The sequence below is a fragment of the Streptomyces sp. NPDC055400 genome, assembly GCF_053644375.1.
This window is the reverse complement of record NZ_JBSHLM010000003.1, coordinates 490,669-512,652: the sequence shown is the minus strand read 5'-3', so window position 1 is coordinate 512,652 and position 21,984 is coordinate 490,669. Positions and strand designations below refer to the sequence as shown.

The 21,984-nt window shown below is 68.3% G+C and carries 16 protein-coding genes; 12 read left to right on the top strand and 4 right to left on the bottom strand.

Features of this window, described 5'->3' with window-relative positions; all coding sequences use genetic code 11:
- Positions 1-73: 73 nt before the first annotated feature.
- A complete protein-coding gene (gene rpsF / locus ACWIGU_RS10425) occupies positions 74-364 on the bottom strand; it encodes a 30S ribosomal protein S6 (RefSeq protein WP_052578287.1) in 291 nt (96 codons plus the stop codon).
- A 264-nt stretch (positions 365-628) separates the two neighbouring features.
- Here rpsF and ACWIGU_RS10420 point away from each other — a divergent pair, with 264 nt between their 5' ends.
- The 3 genes from ACWIGU_RS10420 (at position 629) to ACWIGU_RS10410 (ending at position 3,323) form a co-directional block, all read left to right on the top strand.
- A complete protein-coding gene (locus ACWIGU_RS10420; RefSeq protein WP_356289174.1) occupies positions 629-943 on the top strand; it encodes a hypothetical protein in 315 nt (104 codons plus the stop codon).
- Positions 944-1,059: 116 nt separating this feature from the next.
- Positions 1,060-2,181 carry a peptidoglycan bridge formation glycyltransferase FemX gene (gene femX, locus ACWIGU_RS10415; protein WP_329572206.1) on the top strand — a complete coding sequence of 374 codons (1,122 nt, stop codon included), beginning with the start codon at positions 1,060-1,062 and terminating at the stop codon, positions 2,179-2,181.
- Positions 2,182-2,291: 110 nt separating this feature from the next.
- Positions 2,292-3,323, top strand: a complete 1,032-nt coding sequence (locus tag ACWIGU_RS10410) for an alanine racemase (RefSeq protein ID WP_326774958.1) — start codon at positions 2,292-2,294, stop codon at positions 3,321-3,323.
- An 84-nt stretch (positions 3,324-3,407) separates the two neighbouring features.
- Here the strand turns inward: ACWIGU_RS10410 and ACWIGU_RS10405 are convergent, their stop codons facing one another.
- Together ACWIGU_RS10405 and ACWIGU_RS10400 are read right to left on the bottom strand one after the other, a co-directional pair.
- Positions 3,408-4,910 carry a glycosyltransferase family 87 protein gene (locus ACWIGU_RS10405; protein ID WP_454399382.1) on the bottom strand — a complete coding sequence of 501 codons (1,503 nt, stop codon included), beginning with the start codon at positions 4,908-4,910 and terminating at the stop codon, positions 3,408-3,410.
- Positions 4,911-5,060: 150 nt separating this feature from the next.
- A complete protein-coding gene (locus ACWIGU_RS10400; RefSeq protein WP_454399380.1) occupies positions 5,061-7,814 on the bottom strand; it encodes a transglycosylase domain-containing protein in 2,754 nt (917 codons plus the stop codon).
- Positions 7,815-8,200: 386 nt separating this feature from the next.
- Between ACWIGU_RS10400 and ACWIGU_RS10395 the strand changes: the two genes are divergently transcribed.
- The 4 genes from ACWIGU_RS10395 (at position 8,201) to ACWIGU_RS10380 (ending at position 11,983) form a co-directional block, all read left to right on the top strand.
- Positions 8,201-8,881 (top strand): helix-turn-helix transcriptional regulator, encoded by a 681-nt coding sequence (locus tag ACWIGU_RS10395; protein WP_454399378.1) that lies wholly within the window; start codon positions 8,201-8,203, stop codon positions 8,879-8,881.
- A gap of 43 nt (positions 8,882-8,924) precedes the next feature.
- Entirely contained in the window at positions 8,925-10,007 is a 1,083-nt protein-coding gene (locus ACWIGU_RS10390; protein WP_454399376.1) for an inositol-3-phosphate synthase, read from the top strand.
- A gap of 116 nt (positions 10,008-10,123) precedes the next feature.
- Entirely contained in the window at positions 10,124-11,380 is a 1,257-nt protein-coding gene (locus tag ACWIGU_RS10385) for an MFS transporter (RefSeq protein ID WP_454399374.1), read from the top strand.
- 114 nt (positions 11,381-11,494) lie between these two features.
- Positions 11,495-11,983, top strand: a complete 489-nt coding sequence (locus ACWIGU_RS10380) for an LppU/SCO3897 family protein (protein WP_356289187.1) — start codon at positions 11,495-11,497, stop codon at positions 11,981-11,983.
- 102 nt (positions 11,984-12,085) lie between these two features.
- Here the strand turns inward: ACWIGU_RS10380 and ACWIGU_RS10375 are convergent, their stop codons facing one another.
- Positions 12,086-13,537, bottom strand: coding sequence for a CCA tRNA nucleotidyltransferase (locus tag ACWIGU_RS10375; RefSeq protein WP_454399372.1), 1,452 nt, complete (start codon positions 13,535-13,537; stop codon positions 12,086-12,088).
- Positions 13,538-13,730: 193 nt separating this feature from the next.
- Here ACWIGU_RS10375 and ACWIGU_RS10370 point away from each other — a divergent pair, with 193 nt between their 5' ends.
- The 5 genes from ACWIGU_RS10370 to ACWIGU_RS10350 all read left to right on the top strand — a co-directional run bounded on the left by ACWIGU_RS10370 (position 13,731) and on the right by ACWIGU_RS10350 (position 21,895).
- Entirely contained in the window at positions 13,731-16,067 is a 2,337-nt protein-coding gene (locus tag ACWIGU_RS10370; protein WP_454399370.1) for a DUF6049 family protein, read from the top strand.
- Between the two features lie 45 nt (positions 16,068-16,112).
- A complete protein-coding gene (gene murJ / locus ACWIGU_RS10365) occupies positions 16,113-18,350 on the top strand; it encodes a murein biosynthesis integral membrane protein MurJ (protein WP_454399368.1) in 2,238 nt (745 codons plus the stop codon).
- Positions 18,351-18,469: 119 nt separating this feature from the next.
- The gene (locus tag ACWIGU_RS10360; RefSeq protein WP_454399366.1) at positions 18,470-20,188 is read left to right on the top strand and encodes a protein kinase family protein; all 1,719 of its coding nucleotides are present in this window, start codon (positions 18,470-18,472) and stop codon (positions 20,186-20,188) included.
- 28 nt (positions 20,189-20,216) lie between these two features.
- A complete protein-coding gene (gene sigM / locus ACWIGU_RS10355; protein WP_454399364.1) occupies positions 20,217-20,942 on the top strand; it encodes an RNA polymerase sigma factor SigM in 726 nt (241 codons plus the stop codon).
- Positions 20,939-21,895 carry a hypothetical protein gene (locus ACWIGU_RS10350; protein WP_454399362.1) on the top strand — a complete coding sequence of 319 codons (957 nt, stop codon included), beginning with the start codon at positions 20,939-20,941 and terminating at the stop codon, positions 21,893-21,895. Before sigM ends, ACWIGU_RS10350 begins: the two co-directional genes overlap by 4 nt.
- The last annotated feature ends 89 nt before the right edge of the window (positions 21,896-21,984 follow it).

The window sequence follows — 21,984 nt, the reverse complement described above, 5'->3', positions numbered from 1 at the left end:
GGGAACCTCTCGGCGGGTTTGCTGCTGGCTGCTTGCTGCTACTCGAAACCCGAGTGCCGCTGAGCTAGGAAGCTCAGTGGGTTTCGGGACGGAGGACCTTGGTCCGGAGGACCGACTCGTTCAGGTTCATCTGGCGGTCGAGCTCCTTGACGACCGCAGGCTCGGCCTGCAGGTCGATGACCGAGTAGATGCCCTCGGGCTTCTTCTTGATCTCGTACGAGAGACGACGACGGCCCCAGGTGTCGACCTTCTCAACCTTTCCGTTGGCCTCGCGGACAACGGAGAGGAAGTTCTCGATCAGCGGGGAGACAGCGCGCTCCTCGAGATCGGGGTCGAGGATGACCATCACTTCGTAGTGACGCATGTGGAACCCACCTCCTTTGGACTCAGCGGCCACGGTCGTTCCGTGGCAGGAGGGTCGTGATGCGTAGCAACGGTATCGGCGACCACTGACAATCGGGCCCCGCTGGCGGGGATCCCTGGTCAGGGCGTGAGCAGACACCGGTGCAGACGGTACAGACTACCCGCACCACGGCTTCCGGTTGAAATCCGACCGCGGGAGGGCACAATCTGTACGCATCGGGTGTGTATGGCGCTACGATGCGCCGCCTTCCGCAGGAGGTGCCACATGGCACAGGCAATGCGACCCAACACCGCGACATCTCTCCTCGCCACGGACGGGAAGCCCCATCCCCTCCAGGACTCGCTGGTCACGTTGGCGATGGTCCTCGGGGCGATCGCCATCATCTCTTCGCTCTTCAGCAGCCTCCACCTGCTCAGCTCCTGGGCGGGGCTGATCGGCGTCCTGACTGCCGCATACGGCCAGTTCATCTCGGTGACGACGCGCGAGCGCTTCGGTCTCATCCTGGGCCTCGGCGCCTCGGCGATCGGCCTCTTCATCGGCATGGCCCATGGAGGTCTGTTCGGCGGTGTCATCGGCTGACGGCCCATGAAGCTCCCATAGGCCCAGTCGGGGCGCTCCCAGGGCGCAGTAGGCTTCGGCGCGAGAGCCGGAGCCCTTGTACCCATGGGGACACACCAGCCCGAGGAGCGCCCCGAATGAGCCTGACCCTGAGGACCATCAGCCGAGAGCAGCATCTGGCATACATCCAGAGCCTGCCCTCGGCTAGCCACATGCAGGTCCCGGCATGGGCCGATGTGAAGGCGGAGTGGCGCTCCGAGAGCCTGGGATGGTTCGACGAGCGGAACGGCGAGATGGTCGGCGCGGGCCTGGTCCTGTACCGGCAGCTGCCCAAGATCAAGCGCTATCTCGCCTATCTCCCCGAGGGCCCGGTCATCAACTGGTTCGCTCCGAACCTCGACGACTGGATGCGTCCGATGCTGGCGCACCTCAAGCAGCAGGGCGCCTTCTCCGTGAAGATGGGCCCGCCGGTGATCATCCGGCGCTGGGAGGCCACGTCGATCAAGAAGGGCATCCAGGACCCGGACGTCAAGCGCCTGCGCGACATCGAGGCCGACTTCATCGAGCCGCGCGCCTTCGAGGTCGCCGACAAGCTGCGCCGCATGGGCTGGCAGCAGGGCGAGGACGGCGGCGCCGGCTTCGGCGACGTACAGCCCCGCTACGTCTTCCAGGTACCGCTGGCCAACCGCTCCCTCGAGGACGTGCACAAGGCCTTCAACCAGCTGTGGCGCCGCAACATCAAGAAGGCCGAGAAGGCCGGCGTCGAGGTCGTCCAGGGCGGCTACCAGGACCTCGCCGAGTGGCAGCGTCTCTACGAGATCACGGCTGTGCGCGACCACTTCCGGCCGCGCCCGCTGTCGTACTTCCAGCGCATGTGGACGGCCCTCAACAGTGAGGACCCCAACCGCATGCGGCTGTACTTCGCCCGCCACAACGGGGTGAACCTGTCGGCGGCGACGATGCTGGTGGTCGGGGGGCACGTCTGGTACTCCTACGGAGCCTCCGACAACATCGGCCGTGAGGTCAGGCCCTCGAACGCGATGCAGTGGCGGATGCTCCGCGACGCCTACGCGCTCGGCGCGACGGTCTACGACCTGCGCGGCATCAGCGACTCGCTCGACGAATCGGACCACCTCTTCGGTCTGATCCAGTTCAAGGTGGGCACCGGTGGGCAGGCTGCCGAGTACCTCGGCGAGTGGGACTTCCCGCTCAACAAGCTGCTGCACAAGGCCCTCGACATCTACATGTCGCGGCGCTGAGCCCCTCCCGGCCCACACGGCCCGGGCGGACCCTGCACAATTCACGTAGCTCCAAAGCTCCTTCATACCTCTGATACACCGCAGCCACGAGAAAGGTTCCGGGACCGGCCATGGCGCTCACGCTCTACGTCGACACCGCGCGCTGGCGGGCACACCACAAGCACGTGCTCGAGCAGTTTCCGGGGATAGTCCCCGTCTGCAAGGGCAACGGCTACGGCTTCGGCCATGAACGGCTCGCGGACGAGGCCACCCGCTTCGGCTCGGACGTCCTCGCCGTCGGCACGACCTACGAAGCCGCCCGGATCAAGGACTGGTTCAGCGGTGACCTGCTGGTCCTGACCCCGTTCCGGCGGGGCGAGGAGCCCGTGCCGCTGCCCGACCGTGTGATCCGCTCCGTCTCCTCCGTCGACGGCGTGCACGGCCTCGTCGGCGCTCGTGTCGTCGTCGAGGTGATGTCCTCGATGAAGCGGCACGGCGTGAGCGAGCAGGAACTGCCCCAGCTCCACAGCGCCATAGAGGACGTCCGGCTCGAGGGCTTCGCGATCCACCTGCCCCTGGACCGCACCGACGGCTCCGACGCCGTCGAGGAGGTCATCGGCTGGATGGACCGACTGCGCGCGGCCAGACTGCCGCTGCACACGATGTTCGTCAGCCACCTCAAGGCCCAGGAACTCGCCCGCCTTCAGCAGCAGTTCCCACAGACCCGGTTCCGGGCGCGCATCGGCACCAGGCTCTGGCTGGGCGACCACGACGCCACCGAGTACCGCGGCGCGATCCTGGACGTGACCCGCGTCGCCAAGGGTGACCGCTTCGGTTACCGCCAGCAGAAGGTCGCCTCGGACGGCTGGCTCGTGGTCGTCGCCGGCGGTACGTCGCACGGCGTGGGCCTGGAGGCTCCCAAGGCGCTGCACGGCGTCATGCCGCGCGCCAAGGGCGTCGCCCGCGCGGGCCTCGCGACCGTCAACCGGAACCTGTCGCCGTTCGTCTGGGGCGGCAAGCAGCGCTGGTTCGCGGAGCCCCCGCACATGCAGGTCTCGATCCTCTTCGTGCCGTCCGATGCCCCCGAGCCCCGGGTGGGCGAGGAACTGGTGGCCCATCTGCGGCACACCACCACGCAGTTCGACCGGATCCTCGACCGCTGACCGAGGCTTGGTACACCCCGAGTCCTACGGACAAACGGAAGGGCCGGACACTATCACGGTGTCCGGCCCTTCTCATGCGTTCGCTCAGAGCGAACGCTCTTCGTCCTTGCCCCAGCCCCAACTCACTTGTGGCCGCTCTTCGTTGTGCACCGCGTGCCGTGGGGGGTGGGCGGCGTATCCGAGCACGAACACGTCGGGCGCTCCGTCCAGGACACCGCCCGACGGGTCGTCGTCCCCGGAGCGTCTGACCACGTCCCGTTCCGGCATCAGGATGTCGCGCACGATCACCGCGCACAGATAGAGCGTGCCCAGCAGGTGGATGAGGATGACGAGGTGGTAGCCGTCCGCGGGCAGTCCCCGGTGCTTGTCGCCGCTCGTGGTGTACGCGAGGTACATCCAGATCCCTAGGAAGTACGCGACCTCGCACGCCTGCCAGATCAGCAGATCCCGCCAGCGCGGCCGGGCGAGGGCCGCGAAGGGGATCAGCCACAGGACGTACTGCGGCGAGTAGACCTTGTTGGTGAGGATGAAGGCGGCAATGACCAGGAAGGCGAGCTGCGCGAGGCGGGGCCGGCGTGGCGCCGTCAGGGCGAGCGCGGTGATGCCCAGACAGGCCAGGACCATCAGCACCATCGCGTAGGTGTTGGCGTCGTCAGGGCTGATCTGCGCGCCCCACCGCTGCTGGATGATGAGCCAGATGGACCCGAAGTCGACGCCGCGCTCCTGGCTGAAGCGGTAGAACTTCGACCAGCCCTCGGGGGCGAGCAGCATCACCGGCAGGTTCACGACGAGCCACGCGCCCACCGAGCCGGCCAGGGCCTTCCCGAAGTCGCGCCAGCGTCCGGCGCGCCAGCAGAGCAACAGCAGCGGGCCGAGCACCAGGAACGGATAGAACTTCGCGGCCGTGGCCAGGCCCAGCAGGACACCGAAGGCGACGGACCGGCCCCGCGACCACATCAGCATCGCGGCCGCTGTGAGGGCCACGGCGAGCAGATCCCAGTTGATGGTGGAGGTCAGCGCGAACGCGGGCGCCAGGGCGACCAGGAGGCCGTCCCAGGGGCGTCGCCGGTGGGTGCGAGTCACGCAGATGGCGATCACCACCGCGCAGATCATCAGCATCCCGGCGTTGACCATCCAGTACACCTTCTCCAGGTGCTGGATGGAACCGCCGCCCAGGGTCAGCCAGGACGCGACCTCCATGAACACACCGGTCAGCACCGGGTACTCGAGGTAGTCCATGTCGCCGGGCAGCTTGTCGAAGTACGGCACCAGGCCGTCGGCGAAGCCCCGCCCCTGGTAGAGGTGCGGGATGTCCGAGTAGCAGGCGTGCGTGTACTGCGAACTGGCACCGAAGAACCACGCGCCGTCGTAGCAGGGCAGCTTCTGCACCATGCCCAGCGCGAACATGCCGATCATCACCAGCGCGATGACGCGTACAGGGGTCCACCAGGAGCTCCCGAGCAGCGCCCATCGTCCGATGGGGCCGCCGATCAGCTCGCTCCCCGCTGCGGCGACCTCGTCCTCCTTGGTCGGCCGTACCGGGTCCGGCTGTTGCACATGCGTGCGCGTCGTCTCTGCACTGGGCATGCCGCACATCCTGCCGTACGCGCCTGAGAACGGGGCGAGGGCCGCCGCACCTGATGGGTGCGGCGGCCCTCACTTGGCGCGGATCACGCGCTGTTTCACGTGGAACACGCAGCGTTTCACGTGAAACAGGCGGCGTGAGATCAGCTCCGGCTAGCCCGCCGGCCCTCCGAAGAGCCCTCCGTTGCCGTTTCCGTTGCTGCCGCCGTTGCCGCCGCCCCCCGTGTCCGTCGGCGAGCTGGTCACGCCACCGTCGGTGCCGCCCGTGGGTGTCCCACCGGTGCCACCGTTCGACGTTCCGCCGTTGTTGTTGCAGTTCCACGACCAGCTGCTGCAGGACTCGCTGGTCGATGGCGACGGGCCAGGGGAGGACTGGCTGGGCGACGGTTTCACCGTTGCCGAATCCGAGGGAGAAGGAGTCGCCGAGGGAGTGATGCTCGGGCTCGGAGTGGCGCCGACGATCTCACCGATGGGCTCGGGAGTGGGGAACGCCATCGGCTTCACTCCCTTGAGGGCCTCCATCATGTAGTCGTGCCAGATCTCGGACGGGAACGAGGCACCGTGGATCTTCTCCTGGTTACCCGTGCCGTACATCTCCAAGAACTCGCGCTTCTTGCTGTTCTCGTCGTCGTCCATCCGGTACATCGTGATGGCCGTCGAAAGCTGCGGGGTGTACCCCACGAACCAGGCGGACTTGTTGCCGTCGGTCGTACCGGTCTTGCCCGCGACCTGGCGGTCGGGCAGCTTCGCGTTGGTGCCCGTTCCCTTGTCGACGACGGTCCTCAGGACGTCGGTGACGTTGTTGGCGACCGCCGGCTGGAAGGCCCTGACCGGTGCCTTCTCGTGCCGGTAGACCGGCTCGCCTCCACGGTCGACCGACGACACGGAGTACGGATCGTTCCGCTGCCCGCTGGCCGCGAAGGTGCCGTAGGCGCCGGCCATACGGATCGCGCTCGGGTCGGAGGTGCCCAGGGAGAAGGAGGGGTAGTTGGCGCTCGCGAAGCTGGTGTCCTTGATGCCCGCGTCGCTTGCGGCCTGCTTGACCTTGTCCAGACCCACGTCCATGCCCAGCTGGACATAGGCGGAGTTGACGGACTCCCGCATCGCCTCACGAAGGTCGATCTGGTAGGTCGGCGGGTTGTAGGACTGGTGGCCGTCGTTTTTCTGGAGCCACTCCTTGCCGTCCTTGTCCGTCCAGACCTGGCCGTCGTACTTCTTGATCTTCAGCTCGTTCTTGCCGCTGTAGAGGCTCTTCGGGGAGACCGGGGTGCGCGTGTCGCCACCTTGCTCCTCGCCCCCCTTGGGGTCGCGAACCCCGTCCCTCATCGCGGCAGCCAGCACGAACGGCTTGAAGGTCGAGCCGACCTGCGCACCGGTCTGGTCGGCGTTGTTCGTGTAGTGCGTTGTCGCGTCCTCACCGCCGTAGATGGCCTCGATCGCGCCGCTCGTGGGGTTCACCGAGGCGCCGCCGAACTGGACGTACTTGTCCGTCTTCGGGCGGAGCTTCTCGCTGATGTTCTCCTTGCGCACCTTCTTCACGGCCGCTTCGAGCTTGTCCACCTTCTTCTCGTCGAAGGTGGTGTGGATCTCGTAGCCGCCCTTCTGCAGGTCGAGGGCGGTGATCTTGCCGTGGCTGTTGTTGATGACGTAGGCCTTGGCGAGGTCCACGAGGTAGCCGACCTGGCCGCCCAGCTGGGCGTTGGACCGCGGGTTCTGCAGATGGGGGAACTCGCCGTAATCGCGTCGCTTCGCGGCGCTCAGGTGCCCGTCCTTGACCTCTTCGTCGAGGATCCAGCTCCAGCGCTTCGCGGCCCGGATCTTGTTCTTCTGGGGCGTCGCCTGGACCGGGTCGATCTCCGGCGCACCGGCGGGGTCGTAGTACGTGGCGCCCTTGAGCACAGCTGCCAGGAAGGCGCACTGGCTCGGGTCGAGCTCCGACGCTTTCTCATCGAAGTACGTCCGGGCGGCCGCCTGAATCCCGTAGGCACCGCGTCCGTAGTACGCGGTGTTCAGGTAGCCGGCCATCACCTTCTCCTTGGGCTCCGTACGGCCCACCTTTATGGAGACGAACAGCTCTTTGACCTTGCGCGAGATCGTCTGCGACTGGTCGTCGAGCATCGCGTTCTTCACGTACTGCTGGGTGATGGTCGAGCCGCCCTGCGTCGCGCCGCCCTTGGCCATGTTGACGAACGCGCGGGCGATGCCCATGGGGTCGACGCCCTTGTCCGTCTCGAACGTCTTGTTCTCGGCGGACATGACGGCGTACCGCATGGCCTCGGGGATCTCTTCGTACTTGATGATCTGCCGGTTCGTCTCACCACCGGTCGCGACCATCTGCTTGCCGTTGGCCCAGTAGTAGACGTTGTTCTGGGCCTTGGCCGTGTCCGCCGTTTTCGGGACGTCCACCAGGGCGTACCCGATGCCCGCCGCGGCCATGAGGCTGCCGCAGAGGCCGACGAACAGACCCATCACCAGGCGCCAGGACGGCAGCCAGCGGCGCACCCCGTACTTGCCGGAGCGCGGGTAGTCGATGAACCTCTTCTTCTGTGGCGGCCGTGAGGGTCCGCGGCCCCTGCCGCGCCCCGGCCCGCCCGATCCCTCGGGGCCGCCTCCGCCGCGCCGGCCGCCGCCTCCGCGGCCACCGCCGCCGTCGGGTGCCTTCCTGCGGCTCCCTCCGGCGCTGCGCTGCGCGGCTCGGCGCGCTTCCGCCCGGCCTCCGTACGGGCGGTCGTCGCCCGTGGAGCCGGACGATCCTGTGGACCCCGGTGTGCCATATGCATCAGAAGGTGATCCGGTGGCGTCACGCGGTGCCGCGCGACGGCCCGGCGATGCGCCGGACGGGCCGCGACGGGCCGCGGCACGTCCGCCGCCCTGTGGCTGCGGCGGTTTGCGACGGTGCTCGCTCATCGAACGACTACTCCTCGGGCAGGCGCTGTGACACGCGCCTGGAAACGGCGGCTGGTTTCCGGTCCCCCCGAAATACGGATGCGCCCGTTCTGGCACTCACCCGCAAATGCACCGGGGACAACGACGCCCACAGGCGTCACTTGGTTCCCGGCGGTCTGCATGGCGGACAGACTACGCACCGTCAAAACCCACCTAGGGCGGAAGTTCACCCCAAATCAGGCAACTCGCTTGGTATGAATCGGTGATGTGACGCCGTTCACCGTGATCCCTCTTGTCGCATCCACGGGGCCGTTCTATCGTCGTGATGTATCGAGTCGATACATCAGCTCGGCATAAAGAGTCCGTAAGAGGTCGTGACACCGATCGCGGCAGAGGAGGAGGCGACGATGAGCCGACGTTCCGGCATCCTCGAGTTCGCCGTCCTCGGGCTGCTCCGCGAGTCCCCGATGCACGGCTACGAGCTGCGGAAACGGCTCAATACATCGCTGGGGGTCTTCCGCGCCTTCAGCTACGGGTCCCTCTACCCCTGTCTCAAGACGCTGGTCGCAAGCGGCTGGTTGATCGAGGAACCGGGGAGCACACCCGAGGACGCCCTCGCCGCACCCCTCGCAGGGCGTCGCGCCAAGATCGTCTACCGGTTGACGGCGGAAGGTAAGGAGCACTTCGAGGAGCTGCTCTCGCAGACCGGCCCGGACGCATACGAGGACGAGCACTTCGCTGCGCGGTTCGCCTTCTTCGGGCAGACCTCGCGTGACGTACGCATGCGCGTGCTCGAAGGCCGTCGCAGCCGTCTCGAGGAGCGCCTCGAAAAGATGCGCATCTCCTTCGCCCGCACCCGGGAACGCCTTGACGACTACACCCTTGAGCTCCAGCGGCACGGAATGGAATCCGTGGAGCGCGAAGTGCGCTGGCTGAACGAGCTCATCGAGAGCGAGCGGGCGGGGCGGGATCAGCGGCGATCCGACCCCTCCGACGCAGCTCAGCAGGACACATCTGGAGAGACGGGCGGCCTGCCCCGGCACCGGGACAGCACCCGGCCGGATCCGTCCGACGACACCGCCACGTGAGGCCCACTCGGGGTTTCACCGATACACACAGGGAGCAACCGGAATGGGTTCGGTTCGCGTAGCCATCGTCGGCGTGGGCAACTGCGCCGCCTCGCTGGTCCAGGGCGTCGAGTACTACAAGGACGCCGACCCGGACACCAAGGTCCCGGGACTGATGCACGTCCAGTTCGGCGACTACCACGTCGGTGACGTCGAGTTCGTCGCCGCCTTCGACGTCGACGCGAAGAAGGTCGGCCTCGACCTCTCCGACGCCATCGGTGCCAGCGAGAACAACACCATCAAGATCTGCGACGTGCCGAACACGGGCGTGACCGTCCAGCGCGGCCACACCCACGACGGCCTGGGCAAGTACTACCGCCAGACCATCGAGGAGTCCGCCGAGGCCCCGGTCGACATCGTCCAGGTCCTCAAGGACAAGCAGGTCGACGTTCTGATCTGCTACCTGCCCGTCGGTTCCGAGGACGCCGCGAAGTTCTACGCGCAGTGCGCCATCGACGCCAAGGTCGCCTTCGTCAACGCCCTTCCGGTCTTCATCGCCGGCACCAAGGAGTGGGCGGACAAGTTCACCGAGGCGGGCGTGCCGATCGTCGGTGACGACATCAAGTCCCAGGTCGGCGCCACCATCACGCACCGCGTCATGGCGAAGCTGTTCGAGGACCGCGGTGTCCGTCTCGAGCGCACCATGCAGCTGAACGTCGGCGGCAACATGGACTTCAAGAACATGCTCGAGCGCGAGCGCCTGGAGTCCAAGAAGATCTCGAAGACGCAGGCCGTCACCTCGCAGATCCCCGACCGCGAGCTGGGCGAGAAGAACGTCCACATCGGCCCGTCGGACTACGTCCAGTGGCTCGACGACCGCAAGTGGGCCTACGTCCGCCTCGAGGGCCGCGCCTTCGGTGACGTTCCGCTGAACCTGGAGTACAAGCTCGAGGTCTGGGACTCCCCGAACTCCGCGGGTGTCATCATCGACGCCCTGCGCGCCGCGAAGATCGCCAAGGACCGCGGCATCGGCGGCCCGATCCTCTCCGCGTCCTCGTACTTCATGAAGTCCCCGCCGGTTCAGTACTTCGACGACGAGGCCTACGCGAACGTCGAGAAGTTCATCAAGGGCGAGGTCGAGCGCTAACCACACACAGTGCGGCGCGCACCAGCGGTAACGCGCCTCTCCTTGTGGGCTGTTGAGGTCCCCGGATGCACCTGGCGTGCACCCGGGGACCTTTCCCGTATGTGAGGCTGTGCCCCATGGCTGTCGTCCGTGACCTGCGGGTACTCCTGCGCTTGAGAGACTTCCGGCGCCTGTTGGCGCTGCGGCTGCTCTCGCAGGGCGCGGACGGCGTCTACCAGGTCGCACTGGCCACCTATGTGGTGTTCTCGCCGGAGAAACAGACCTCGGCCGGCGCCATCGCCTCGGCCATGGCCGTGCTACTTCTCCCGTACTCGGTCGTGGGCCCGTTCGCGGGCGTCCTCCTCGACCGCTGGCGCCGCCGCCAGGTCTTCCTCTACGGCAACCTCCTGCGGACCGTCCTGGCATCCTTGACGGCCGTCCTGATGCTCAGCAATGCGCCGGACTGGCTCTTCTACGCCTCCGCCCTGTGCGTCACCGCCGTCAACCGGTTCATCCTCTCCGGGCTCTCCGCCGCCATGCCACGCCTGGTCGACGCCGAGCGCCTGGTGATGGCGAACTCCCTCTCGCCGACGGCTGGCACCCTCGCCGCCACGCTGGGCGGCGGACTCGCCTTCGCCGTGCGGCTGCTCATCTCGGACTCCGACGCCCTCGTGGTGCTCGTCGGGGCGGCCCTCTACCTGTGCGCGGCACTCGCCTCCCTGCCCATGTCCGCGGAACTCCTCGGTCCGGACCCGGAGTTGGTGCGGCCAGGCTTGCGGGCAGCGCTCAGCGGTACGGCGCAGGGGCTGGTCTCGGGCGTGCGCCATCTGACCGCCCGCCCCCGGGCCGCCCGCGCCCTGGCCGCCATAACGCTGATGCGGTTCTGCTACGGGGCATTGACGGTCATGGTCCTCATGCTCTGCCGCTACTCCTGGTCGTCCACGGAGTCCGACGGACTGGCCCTGCTGGGTGTCGCCGTGGCGATCTCGGGGGCGGGATTCTTCGCCGCCGCCGTGGTCACGCCCTGGGCCGCGGGGCGGCTGGGCCCCTCCGGGTGGATCACCGTCTGCGCGGGGGCGGCAGCCGTCCTCGAACCCGCCCTCGGGCTCCCGTTCGCGCCGGCCCCCATGATGGCCGCCGCCTTCGTCCTGGGCCTGACGACCCAGGGCGCGAAGATCGCCACCGACACGGTCGTGCAGTCCTCGGTGAACGACGGCTTCCGTGGCCGGATCTTCTCCGTTTACGACGTGCTGTTCAACGTCGCGTTCGTCGGCGCGGCCGCAGTGGCCGCGCTGATACTGCCTCCTGACGGACAGTCGGTCCCGCTGGTGCTCACCGTGGCCCTGATCTACGCGGCGATTGCTGGCGCTATGGCCCGGTTCGACACCCAGTAAGTGTCACATCAATGACACAGAGCCCCTCCCGACTTCAGAGTTGTCAGTCGGTACGGATAACTTACGGGCGTCTTATCCGCGCCATCGCGCCTAAGTTCGAGGGGGACCCCCAAAGTGACCACTCCGCCGCCGCAGGGCCAGAATCCGTTCGCCCAGGGCCAGCAGCCCTCTGGCCCGCCGCAGGGCGGTCCGTACGCTCCGGCCGCCGGCCAGCCCGGGGTTCCTCAGCAGCCGTACCCGCCGCACGCCCCGGGTACGCCCATCCCGCCCGGGCGCCCGTCGGGCAGCGGTAAGAAGAAGGCCCTGCGCATCGTCGCGCTGATCGTGGTCGCCATCGCGCTCTACGGCGTGAAGTGGTACCTCGGCCAGAGCGACGCCGAGACCACCGCGGTCGGCAGTTGCCTGCACAACAACGGCACGACGTCCGCTCCGGACCTGAAGGACGTCGACTGCTCCTCGAGCGACTCCGAGTACAAGGTCATCGAGAAGTTCGACGGCACCAGCGACGTCGACAAGTGCAACTCGGTCAAGGGCACCGAGGTCTCCTACTACCAGAGCGGTGGCAGCCACGACGTGGTGCTCTGCCTGAAGGAAACCAAGTAAGTCCTCGCATCACCACGCCGAAGGGCGCTGTTTCACGTGAAACAGCGCCCTTCGCATGTCCGCACCGGTCGATGTTTCACGTGAAACATCGACCCGGTTCACTCACTCGGCGTTCTGCTGTGTCGCCCACCATTCCTTGAGCGCCGCCACCGCCGCGTCATGCTCCATCGGCCCGTTCTCGAGCCGCAGTTCCAGCAGGAACTTGTACGCCTGCCCGATCGCCGGCCCCGGCTTGATGCCCAGGATCTCCTGGATCTGATTGCCGTCGAGGTCGGGGCGGATCGAGTCCAGCTCCTCCTGCTCCTTGAGCCGCGCGATGCGCTCTTCCAGGCCGTCGTACGCGCGCGCCAGCGCGTTCGCCTTCCGCTTGTTGCGCGTCGTGCAGTCGGAGCGGGTCAGCTTGTGCAGGCGGTCCAGCAGCGGACCCGCGTCACGGACGTAGCGGCGGACGGCGGAGTCCGTCCACTCGCCGGTGCCGTATCCGTGGAAGCGCAGGTGCAGCTCGACCAGTCGCGAGACATCCTTCACGAGCTCGTTGGAGTACTTCAGCGCCGTCATGCGCTTCTTCGTCATCTTGGCGCCCACCACCTCGTGGTGGTGGAAGGAGACCCGGCCGTCGCCCTCGAAGCGCCGCGTCTTCGGCTTGCCGATGTCGTGCAGCAGCGCCGCGAGACGGAGCACGAGATCCGGACCGTCCGACTCCAGCGCCATCGCCTGCTCGAGGACGATCAGGGTGTGGTCGTAGACGTCCTTGTGCCGGTGATGCTCGTCCCGCTCAAGGCGCAGCTCGGGCAGCTCGGGCAGGACATGGGCGGCGAGGCCCGTGTCCACGAGGAGAGTGAGGCCCTCGCGCGGGTGTGCGGAGAGGATCAGCTTGTTCAGCTCGTCCCGCACCCGCTCCGCGGAGACGATGTCGATGCGGTCGGCCATGTCCTTCATGGCCTTGACGACCTCGGAGGCCACCTCGAAGTCCAGCTGCGCGGCGAACCGTGCGGCCCGCATCATCCGCAGCGGATCGTCGGAGAAGGACTCCTCGGGGGTTCCGGGCGTACGCAGCACGCGCTCGGCAAGGTCGTCGAGCCCGCCGTGCGGGTCGATGAACTCCTTCTCCGGCAGGGCCACGGCCATCGCGTTCACGGTGAAGTCGCGACGCACGAGGTCTTCCTCGATGGAGTCGCCGTACGAGACCTCTGGCTTGCGGGAGGTCCTGTCGTACGCCTCGGAGCGGTATGTGGTGACCTCGATCTGGTAGCCGTCCTTCTGGCAGCCGACCGTCCCGAAGGCGATCCCGACCTCCCACACGGCATCCGCCCAGGGCCTGACGATCTTGAGCACATCTTCGGGACGCGCGTCCGTGGTGAAGTCCAGATCGTTGCCGAGCCGGCCGAGGAGCGCATCCCTGACCGAGCCGCCGACCAGGGCGAGGGAGAACCCCGCCTCCCGGAATCGACGGGCGAGGTCGTCGGCGACAGGGGCCACCCGCAGCAGCTCGCTCACCGCGCGGCGCTGCACCTGGCTCAGGGCACTGGGATTGTCTTCATTGGCGTTCGGCACAACAGAAAAGGGTACGTGGCCCGAGCCCCGGGTTCCGCCCCGTTTTCCCTGGGTGTGCGCGAGGCCTGCCGGATGCCCCCTACCCTGTCTTCCGATCATGTGGAGCAGTCCGCGGCACTTCGCCACAGCGCACCTCGTTACCATGCGTGGACTATCCGACGACCACTGACGACGACGAGGGACGGGCGAGCGCGTGGCCGAGGCGGCAGACTTCCAAGGGATGACTCCCTCACCTGCCCGTCGAAGGTGGCGGCGCGCGGGGGCGTTGCTCGCCGGAGCGCCTCTGCTGGCCGCCCTGACCCTGTTCGGCGGCTCCCCCGGATATGCCTCCCCGCAGGCGCCTGCGGCCGACGCGATCGGCACGAGCACCGTCGATGTCGCCGTGAACTCGCTCACTCCGAGCGCACCGGTGGACGGCGACACGGTCACCGTCACCGGCACGCTCACGAACGACGGCAAGCAGACCGTCTCGAACGCCCACGTGGCGCTCCGCCTCGGGTCTGCCCTCGGTGGGCGGGCCTCGATCGACAACGCCTCCCGGCACGCGGCGGGGGGAGTGCCGGACGGCAGGGAGATCGGCGGCAAGTACGCCAAGAAGATCTCCAAGCTGGACCCCGGCGCGACGCAGGGCTTCAGCCTCTCCGTCCCCGTCAAGGAGATGGGTCTCGGCGCCGACGGCGTCTACCAACTCGGTGTCGCGCTGACCGGCCAGACGGCGACGCAGCCGTACCAGCAGACGCTGGGCATCCAGCGGACCTTCCTCCCCTGGCAGCCCGAGGCCTCGGAGACGAAGACGAAGACGACGTTCCTGTGGCCGCTCATCTCCCAGACCCACCTCACGGCGGAGACGGGATCCGACGAGCAGCAGACGCGCATCTTCCACGACGACAGCCTCGCCAAGGAGATCGCTCCGGGCGGGCGCCTCCAGCAGATGCTGTCCTTGGGTACCGCCCTCGACGTGACCTGGGTGGTCGACCCCGACCTCCTGGCCTCGGTCGACGCCATGACGCGGCCGTACAAGATCAAAGAGCCGAACGGCACCGAGATCAACGGCAAGAACCAGGCGGTCGCCAAGCAGTGGCTGAACGACCTGAAGAACGCCGTCGCCGACCAGAAGGTCGTCGCCCTCCCCTTCGCCGACCCGGATCTCGCGTCGCTGGCCCACAACGGCACGAAGGTGACCGGTTCCCTCGGGCACCTCAAGGACGCCACCGATGTGGCCGCCAAGACCGTGGAGACGGTCCTGCACGTCAAGCCGGACACGAGCTACGCCTGGCCCGCCGACGGCGCGATCGACCCGAGCATCGTCAGGGTCGCGACGTCCGCCGGCGCCGACACGGTGATCGCTCGCAGCGACAGCCTCCAGGAGCGGAACAGCCTGCCGTACACGCCGTCGGCGGCCCGACCCATCGGCAGCGGCACGACGGCCGTGGTGACCGACGCACGGCTGTCGGAGGCCTTCCAGGGCGATATGACGAAGGCCGAGAACTCGACGCTCGCCGTGCAGCAGTTCCTCGCGCAGAGTCTGACGATCAACCTTCAAGAGCCGGACAACGAGCGCAACATCGTGGTCGCGCCGCAGCGCATGCCGTCCGCCAGCCAGGCGCAGTCCATGGCTCAGGCGCTCAAGGCCGAGCAGGGCAGCAGCTGGTCGGAGTCCGAGGACCTGGCCGCCGCCGCGAAGGCGAAGCCCGACCCCGAAGCGACGACCCGGGTCCCCTCCTCCCGGTCCTACCCCTCGTACCTGCGCAAGCAGGAACTGCCCCAGTCGGCCTTCCAGGCGATCCAGGACACCCAGACCAAGCTCACCAATTTCCAGGTGATCCTCTCCGACCCGTCCCGCGTGGTGACGCCGTTCGGACGGGCGATGGACCGCCAGATGTCCACGTCCTGGCGGGGCCGCCCCGCCGAGGCGCGGGCGTACCGCGACGGCGTCGCCGATTACCTCTCGGCGCTCACCAAGCAGGTCAGGCTCATCGACAAGTCCGAGGCGAAGCTCTCCGGGCGCAGCGCGACGATCCCGGTGACGGTCCAGAACAACCTGGTGCAGGGCGTCGAACACCTCCACCTGCGCCTCACGTCAACGAACGGCACCCGCCTCAAGATCGGCGACGGACCGTACAACGAGCAGCCGGTGAAGGTCGCCGGCGGGCACAGCCAGTCGGTGAAGTTCACGACCACCTCCAACGCCAACGGCAGGGTCCCGGTCTTCGCCCAGCTGTACACGGAGGACGGCCAGCCCTACGGCCCTGAGGTCCGGTTCGACGTGAACGTCACAGAGATCACGCCTACCGTGATGCTCGTCATGGCCGGCGGCGTTCTGCTCCTCGTCCTCGCCGGGTTCCGCATGTACACGCAGCGCAAGCGCGCCGCCGCGCAACGCGCCGAGGAAGGGCCTGACGACGGTACGAACGGGGAGTCGGGCTCCGAGCCCGGGGAAGGCGACCCCGAGCAGCCGAGTGACCCGACACCGGACACCGCTCCGGAAAGCACGGACCCGTCCGGCACGGGTGAGAGAGTGGACCGTTGAGCGATGTCGTGGCCGTGGGCCCGGGGACTATGAGGTGGGGTAACCATGAACGCGCCGTACGACGGTGACCGTGGCCAGGACCCGGGCGGCTCAGCCTCGGCCGGGGGCCCGCCCCCTGGTCATCAGGGAGCGCCCGGCCAGGTCCCGCCGTCCCACCCCGCACCGGACGCGTATCCGCAGGACGCGTACTTCCAGGACGCCTACGACCAGGATCCGTACCGGGCCCAGGACCTCACCGCCCAGGATCCGGTGACGGAGGCGCTCTACGACCGCGCCGCGCACCCTCCGCCGCCTCCGGGCACCTATGAGGCCCCTCAGCCGCTCTACGACCCGCCTCCCGCGGCTCAGTACCCCCCGGACCCCCGCGTGTGGGCCCAGACGCCTGCTCCCGAGCCGGAAGGCCCGTCGCGGCTCCTTCCCTACGGCGACGACGCCAGGACCACGCAGTTCCTGGGCGTCGACGATCTGATGACGCAGGCGAGCGAGGAGCAGCACGAGCCCGACGCCTTCGCGCATCTCTTCCGCGACCAGCAGAGCAACGGCGGCGGCCGTCCGCCGGCCGATGCCCCCGGCGTTCCGGCGCCCACCGCCGGACCGGCGCAGCCTCCCGTCCAGGGCGACACGCCCGCACCTGCCCCCGCCCCGGCGAAGGGGGGCCGCGCGTCGAGCCTCCTGAAGTCGAGTGCCGTCATGGCGGCGGGCACCCTGGTCTCACGCCTCACCGGTTTCGTACGCACCGTGGTCATCACTGCGGCCCTCGGCTCCGCGACGCTCGGTGACGCGTGGACGGTGGCGTACACCCTGCCGACGATGATCTACATCCTGACCGTCGGCGGCGGCCTCAACTCGGTGTTCGTGCCGCAGCTCGTGCGGTCCATGAAGGAGGACGAGGACGGTGGCGAGGCCTATGCCAACCGGCTGCTCACGCTCGTCATGGTCGCGCTCGGCGTGATCGTCGCCGCGGCGGTCTTCGCGTCGCCGCTCCTGATCCGGCTGATGTCGACCTCCATCGCCAACAGTCCGGACGCGAACAACGTCGCCGTCACCTTCGCCCGCTACTGCCTGCCCACGATCTTCTTCATGGGCGTGCACGTGGTCATGGGCCAGATCCTGAACGCCCGCGGGAAGTTCGGCGCGATGATGTGGACCCCGGTCCTGAACAACATCGTCATGATCTTCACGTTCGGCATGTTCATCTACGTCTACGGCACGGCGGCAGACTCTCAGCTGCACGTCGACACGATCCCCGCAGACGGGGTCCGGCTGCTCGGCATCGGCACCCTGCTCGGTCTGACGGTGCAGGCGCTGGCGATGATCCCGTACCTGCGCGAGACCGGCTTCCGGTTCCGGCTGCGGTTCGACTGGAAGGGCCACGGCCTCGGCAAGGCGGTCAAGCTCGCCAAGTGGACCGTGCTGTTCGTCCTCGCCAACCAGGCGGGCGTCCTCGTCGTCACCCAGCTCGCCACCGCCGCGGGCAAGGCGTCCGACCTGCCCGGCGCGGGCATCATGGGCTACTCGAACGCCCAGCTGATCTGGGGCATGCCGCAGGCGATCATCACCGTCTCCGTCATGGCGGCGATGCTGCCGCGCATCTCGCGCGCGGCCCACGACGGCGACCCCGGAGCGGTCCGCGACGACATCTCGCAGGGCCTGCGTACCTCTGCGGTCGCGATCGTCCCGGTCGCCTTCATGTTCGTCGCCCTCGGCGTCCCGATGTGCACCTTGCTCTTCGGGTCCAGCGGCGCCGACGGCGCCCGCTCCATGGGCTACATCCTCATGGCGTTCGGCCTCGGCCTGATCCCGTACTCCGTGCAGTACGTCGTGCTGCGCGGCTTCTATGCGTACGAGGACACCCGGACGCCCTTCTACAACACGGTCATCGTGGCCGCCGTCAACGCGGCAGCCTCGGGGATCGCCTACCTCCTGCTGCCCGCGCAGTGGGCCGTGGTCGGCATGGCCGCCTCGTACGGTCTCGCGTACGCGATCGGTGTGGGCGTCGCCTGGCAGCGCCTGCGCAAGCGTCTCGGCGGCGACCTGGACGGCTCTCAGGTCATCCGTACGTATGCCCGCCTCGGCATGGCCGCGATCCCGGGGGCGGTCGCCGGTGGCGTGGTCGGTTTCCTGATCACCGGAGCACTCGGCAGCGGCGCGGGGGGTTCGCTCGCGGCGCTGGTCGTGGGCGGGGCCGTGCTGCTGGGCGTCTTCTACGTCGCTGCCCGGCGCATGCGGATCGAAGAGCTCAACTCGATGGTCGGAATGGTCCGCGGGCGCCTCGGCCGCTAGCGGACCGGCGGGCCGCACAACCATCGCGGGCTGCCGCGTGTCGTGCTTATCGCCGGACTGTGGGCACAATTGGCTTTGGCGTCGCAGAGCGCGCAACGGATGGGGAGGCAGGAACGACGGTGGCGGAACGGAGTACGGCTGCCGTCGACGTGGCAGACAACAGTGGTGACGAGCCACTGACCGCGAAAGCGGAGCAGACCACGGCCGACGGGGTGGCCCAGACCCGGGAGCGGGACACGGCAGCGAACGAGGACGCGGAGGACACCGACGGGTCGACGAGCCCCGGCTCGTCCACTGCCCCCGAGCTGCACAGCGGTCACAAACTCGCCAGACGCTATCGCCTGGAGGAGTGCGTCACCCGACTGGACGGATTCAGCAGCTGGCGCGCGGTGGATGAGAAGCTCCGCCGGGCTGTCGGGGTGCACCTGCTCCCCGCGGACCACCCGCGGGCACGGTCCGTTCTCGCGGCGGCCCGCTCATCGGCGCTTCTGGGTGACCCTCGATTCGTCCAGGTCCTGGACGCGGTCGAGGAGAACGACCTTGTTTACGTGGTGCACGAGTGGCTGCCCGATGCCACGGAGCTGACCGCGCTGCTCGCCTCGGGCCCCCTCGAGGTGCACGAGGCGTACCAGCTCGTGAACCAGGCCTCCCAGGCGATGGCCGCCGCGCACCGCGAGGGCCTCGCGCATCTGCGGCTCACCCCGAGCGCGGTGCTGCGCACCTCGACCGGCCAGTGGCGCATCCGCGGCCTCGCCGTCAACGCTGCCCTGCGCGGCATCACCTCGGAGACACCGCAGCGCACGGACACCGAGGCGATCGGTGCCCTCCTGTACGCCGCCCTGACGCAGCGCTGGCCCTACGAGGACGACGCGTACGGCCTGTCCGGTCTGCCCAAGGACATCGGCCTCATCGCGCCCGACCAGGTGCGGGCCGGAGTGCACCGCGGGCTGTCCGAGCTGGCCATGCGTGCCCTCGTCAACGAGGGGGCAACAGCGTCGCGGCAGGATCCGCCGTGCACCACGACCGAGGACCTCGTGAAGGCCGTCGGCGAGATGCCCCGCATCCGGCCCCCGGAGCCCGTTTTCACAGCCCCGGCGGAGTACCAGCGGACGACCTACCAGCAGGGCACCTACGGCCGTCCGGCCCCGCGTCCCGGCGTGGCCCAGCCCATGCCGGCCGCGCCTCCGCCGCCGCTGCAGAGCCGGACGGGCAAGGCGCTCAAGTGGGCCGTGTCGGCATTGCTCATCGTGGCCCTCGGCCTCGGTAGCTGGCAGCTCGCGGAAGCCCTGATGGACCGCGGCACGTCGGGCGACGCCAACACGTCGCACAACACCGACGGCGACGACAAGGGCGACGAGCACAAGCCGACGAAGCCGATGACCATCGAGGACGCCAGGGAGTACGTCGCCAAGGGCGAGGCACAGGCCCCGGGTGACGTGGCGAAGACCTACGACGGCGACAGCAAGACGTTCTGGCGTACCAAGACCTACAACGACGGTCCGAAGCTGGCGCCGTACAAGCCCGGCGTCGGTATCGTCTACGACCTCGGCTCGGCCAAGGACGTATCGGCCGCGTCGATAGCTCTTCAGTACGGCGGCGACCACACGACGGTCTCCCTGTACGCGACCGATTCGCTGTCGCCCACGACATCGATCGACTCCATGAAGAGCATCGGTACGGACACCACTACGGGCACCACCTCGAAGATCGAGGCCGACAAGCCGGTGAAGACGCGGTACGTGCTCCTGTGGATGACGGCCGTGCCGAAGTCCGGATCCGACGGTTACTACGGAGCGGGTTACAAGCAGGCTCTCACCGACGTGAAGTTCACCGGCTGAAGGCTCACCTGGGGGAGGGGGTTCGAAAGTGGACGACGCCGCCTACGGCGAAGTAAGCGATCAGGACCTCCTCACCCGCCATGTCGCGGGTGACAAGGACGCCTTCGGCGAACTCGTGCGCCGCCATCGTGACCGGCTCTGGGCCGTGGCCCTGCGCACCCTGGGAGACCGGGAGGAAGCCGCCGACGCCGTCCAGGACGCCCTGGTCTCCGCCTACCGGGCGGCGCACACCTTCCGAGGGCAGTCCGCCGTCACGACCTGGCTGCACCGCATCACCGTGAACGCCTGCCTCGACCGGGCCCGCAAGGCCGCGTCGCGGAAGACCTCTCCGGTCGAGGACACGGAGCGCCTGGACCAGCTCCTCGAACCTCACGAGTCCGCGGCCGCTCCCGCTGAACGCAATGACCTCCATCGCGAGCTCTTCGAAGCGCTGGGCACTCTTCCCGTCGACCAGCGGGCCGCTCTCGTCCTGGTCGACATGCAGGGCTACCCGGTGGCCGAGGCGGCCCGCGTTCTCGGCGTTCCCACCGGCACGGTCAAAAGCCGCTGCGCGCGCGGCAGAGCCAGACTCCTGCCGTTGGTCACCCATCTGCGGACCGACAACGGCGAGAGCGAGAGTGACAAGAACCCGCTCCCGGAAGCGCCCGGAAGGAACCGGACGCAGGGGACATCCGTCCCACCGGCAGCAGGGCCCCGGGACGGGGCAGGACCAGATGATTCAGCTGCCGTGAAGGGCGGAGGTGGGCGAGCGTGACATCCACGACCGACACGGCCGAGCACCCCGAGATCGCCGAGATCTCCGAACTCACCGAGGGCCTCCTCTCCTCTTCCCGCACAGAGGAGGTACGGGAGCACCTGAACGGCTGCGAGCTGTGCGCCGACGTCTACGCCTCCCTGGAAGAGATCCGTGACACGCTCGGCACGCTTCCCGGCCCGCCGCACATGCCTGCCGACATCGCGGGCCGCATCGACGCCGCACTCGCCGCGGAGGCACTACTCGACACGAAGGCACCGGACTACACCGAGCACGAGGCCGAACCGGAAGCCGAAGCACAGTCCGCGTCGCCTGTTTCACGTGAAACAACGCCTGAGACGACGCTGGCCGACTCGCCGACCGCCCCCGCGGACCGCCCTTCTGGTCATCCCCGTGCCACGACAGGTCCAGGGCGGGGCAGCCGGACGCGCACCCGGCGCCGTCGGGGCGCCGCGCTCGGGGCCGTCTTCACGGCAGCTGCGATCGGCCTGGGAGTCCTCCTCCTGCAGAACGGGGGCAGCACGCCTACCGGCGCTCCCGAGAGCGGCACGCCCCGCCAGGCGAGCTCCGCACTCTCCTTCACCGAGAACAAGCTCGAGAACCAGGTGCAGAGCCTTCTGACGGAGAAATCCTCCGCACCTTCCGACTCGTCGACGTCCAAGCCGTCCCTCGACATCGAGCAGTCCGGTCCGAAGACCCCCCGGTCGAACTCCCCGATGCGAGGGAAGACCATCGTGGTGCCGGACTGCATACAGCGGGGCACCGGCCGTGAGACGCCCGCCCTCGCCATCGAGCGGGGAGACTACAAGGGCACCGCCGCCTACCTCGTCGTGCTGCCTCACCAGTCGGATCCTGCCCAGGTCTCGGCCTACGTCATCGACGCGACCTGCGTGAAGCAGCCGTCCTCGGCTCCCGGCAAACTGCTGCTGACCCGCTCCTACGCGCGGCGCTGACTCCACACAGGGGCACACTTCGCGTGTGCTCCCGGACACGGTGGGAATGCGCGCCCCGTAGGATCCGTTGGGTGGGGTGAGAGTCCGGA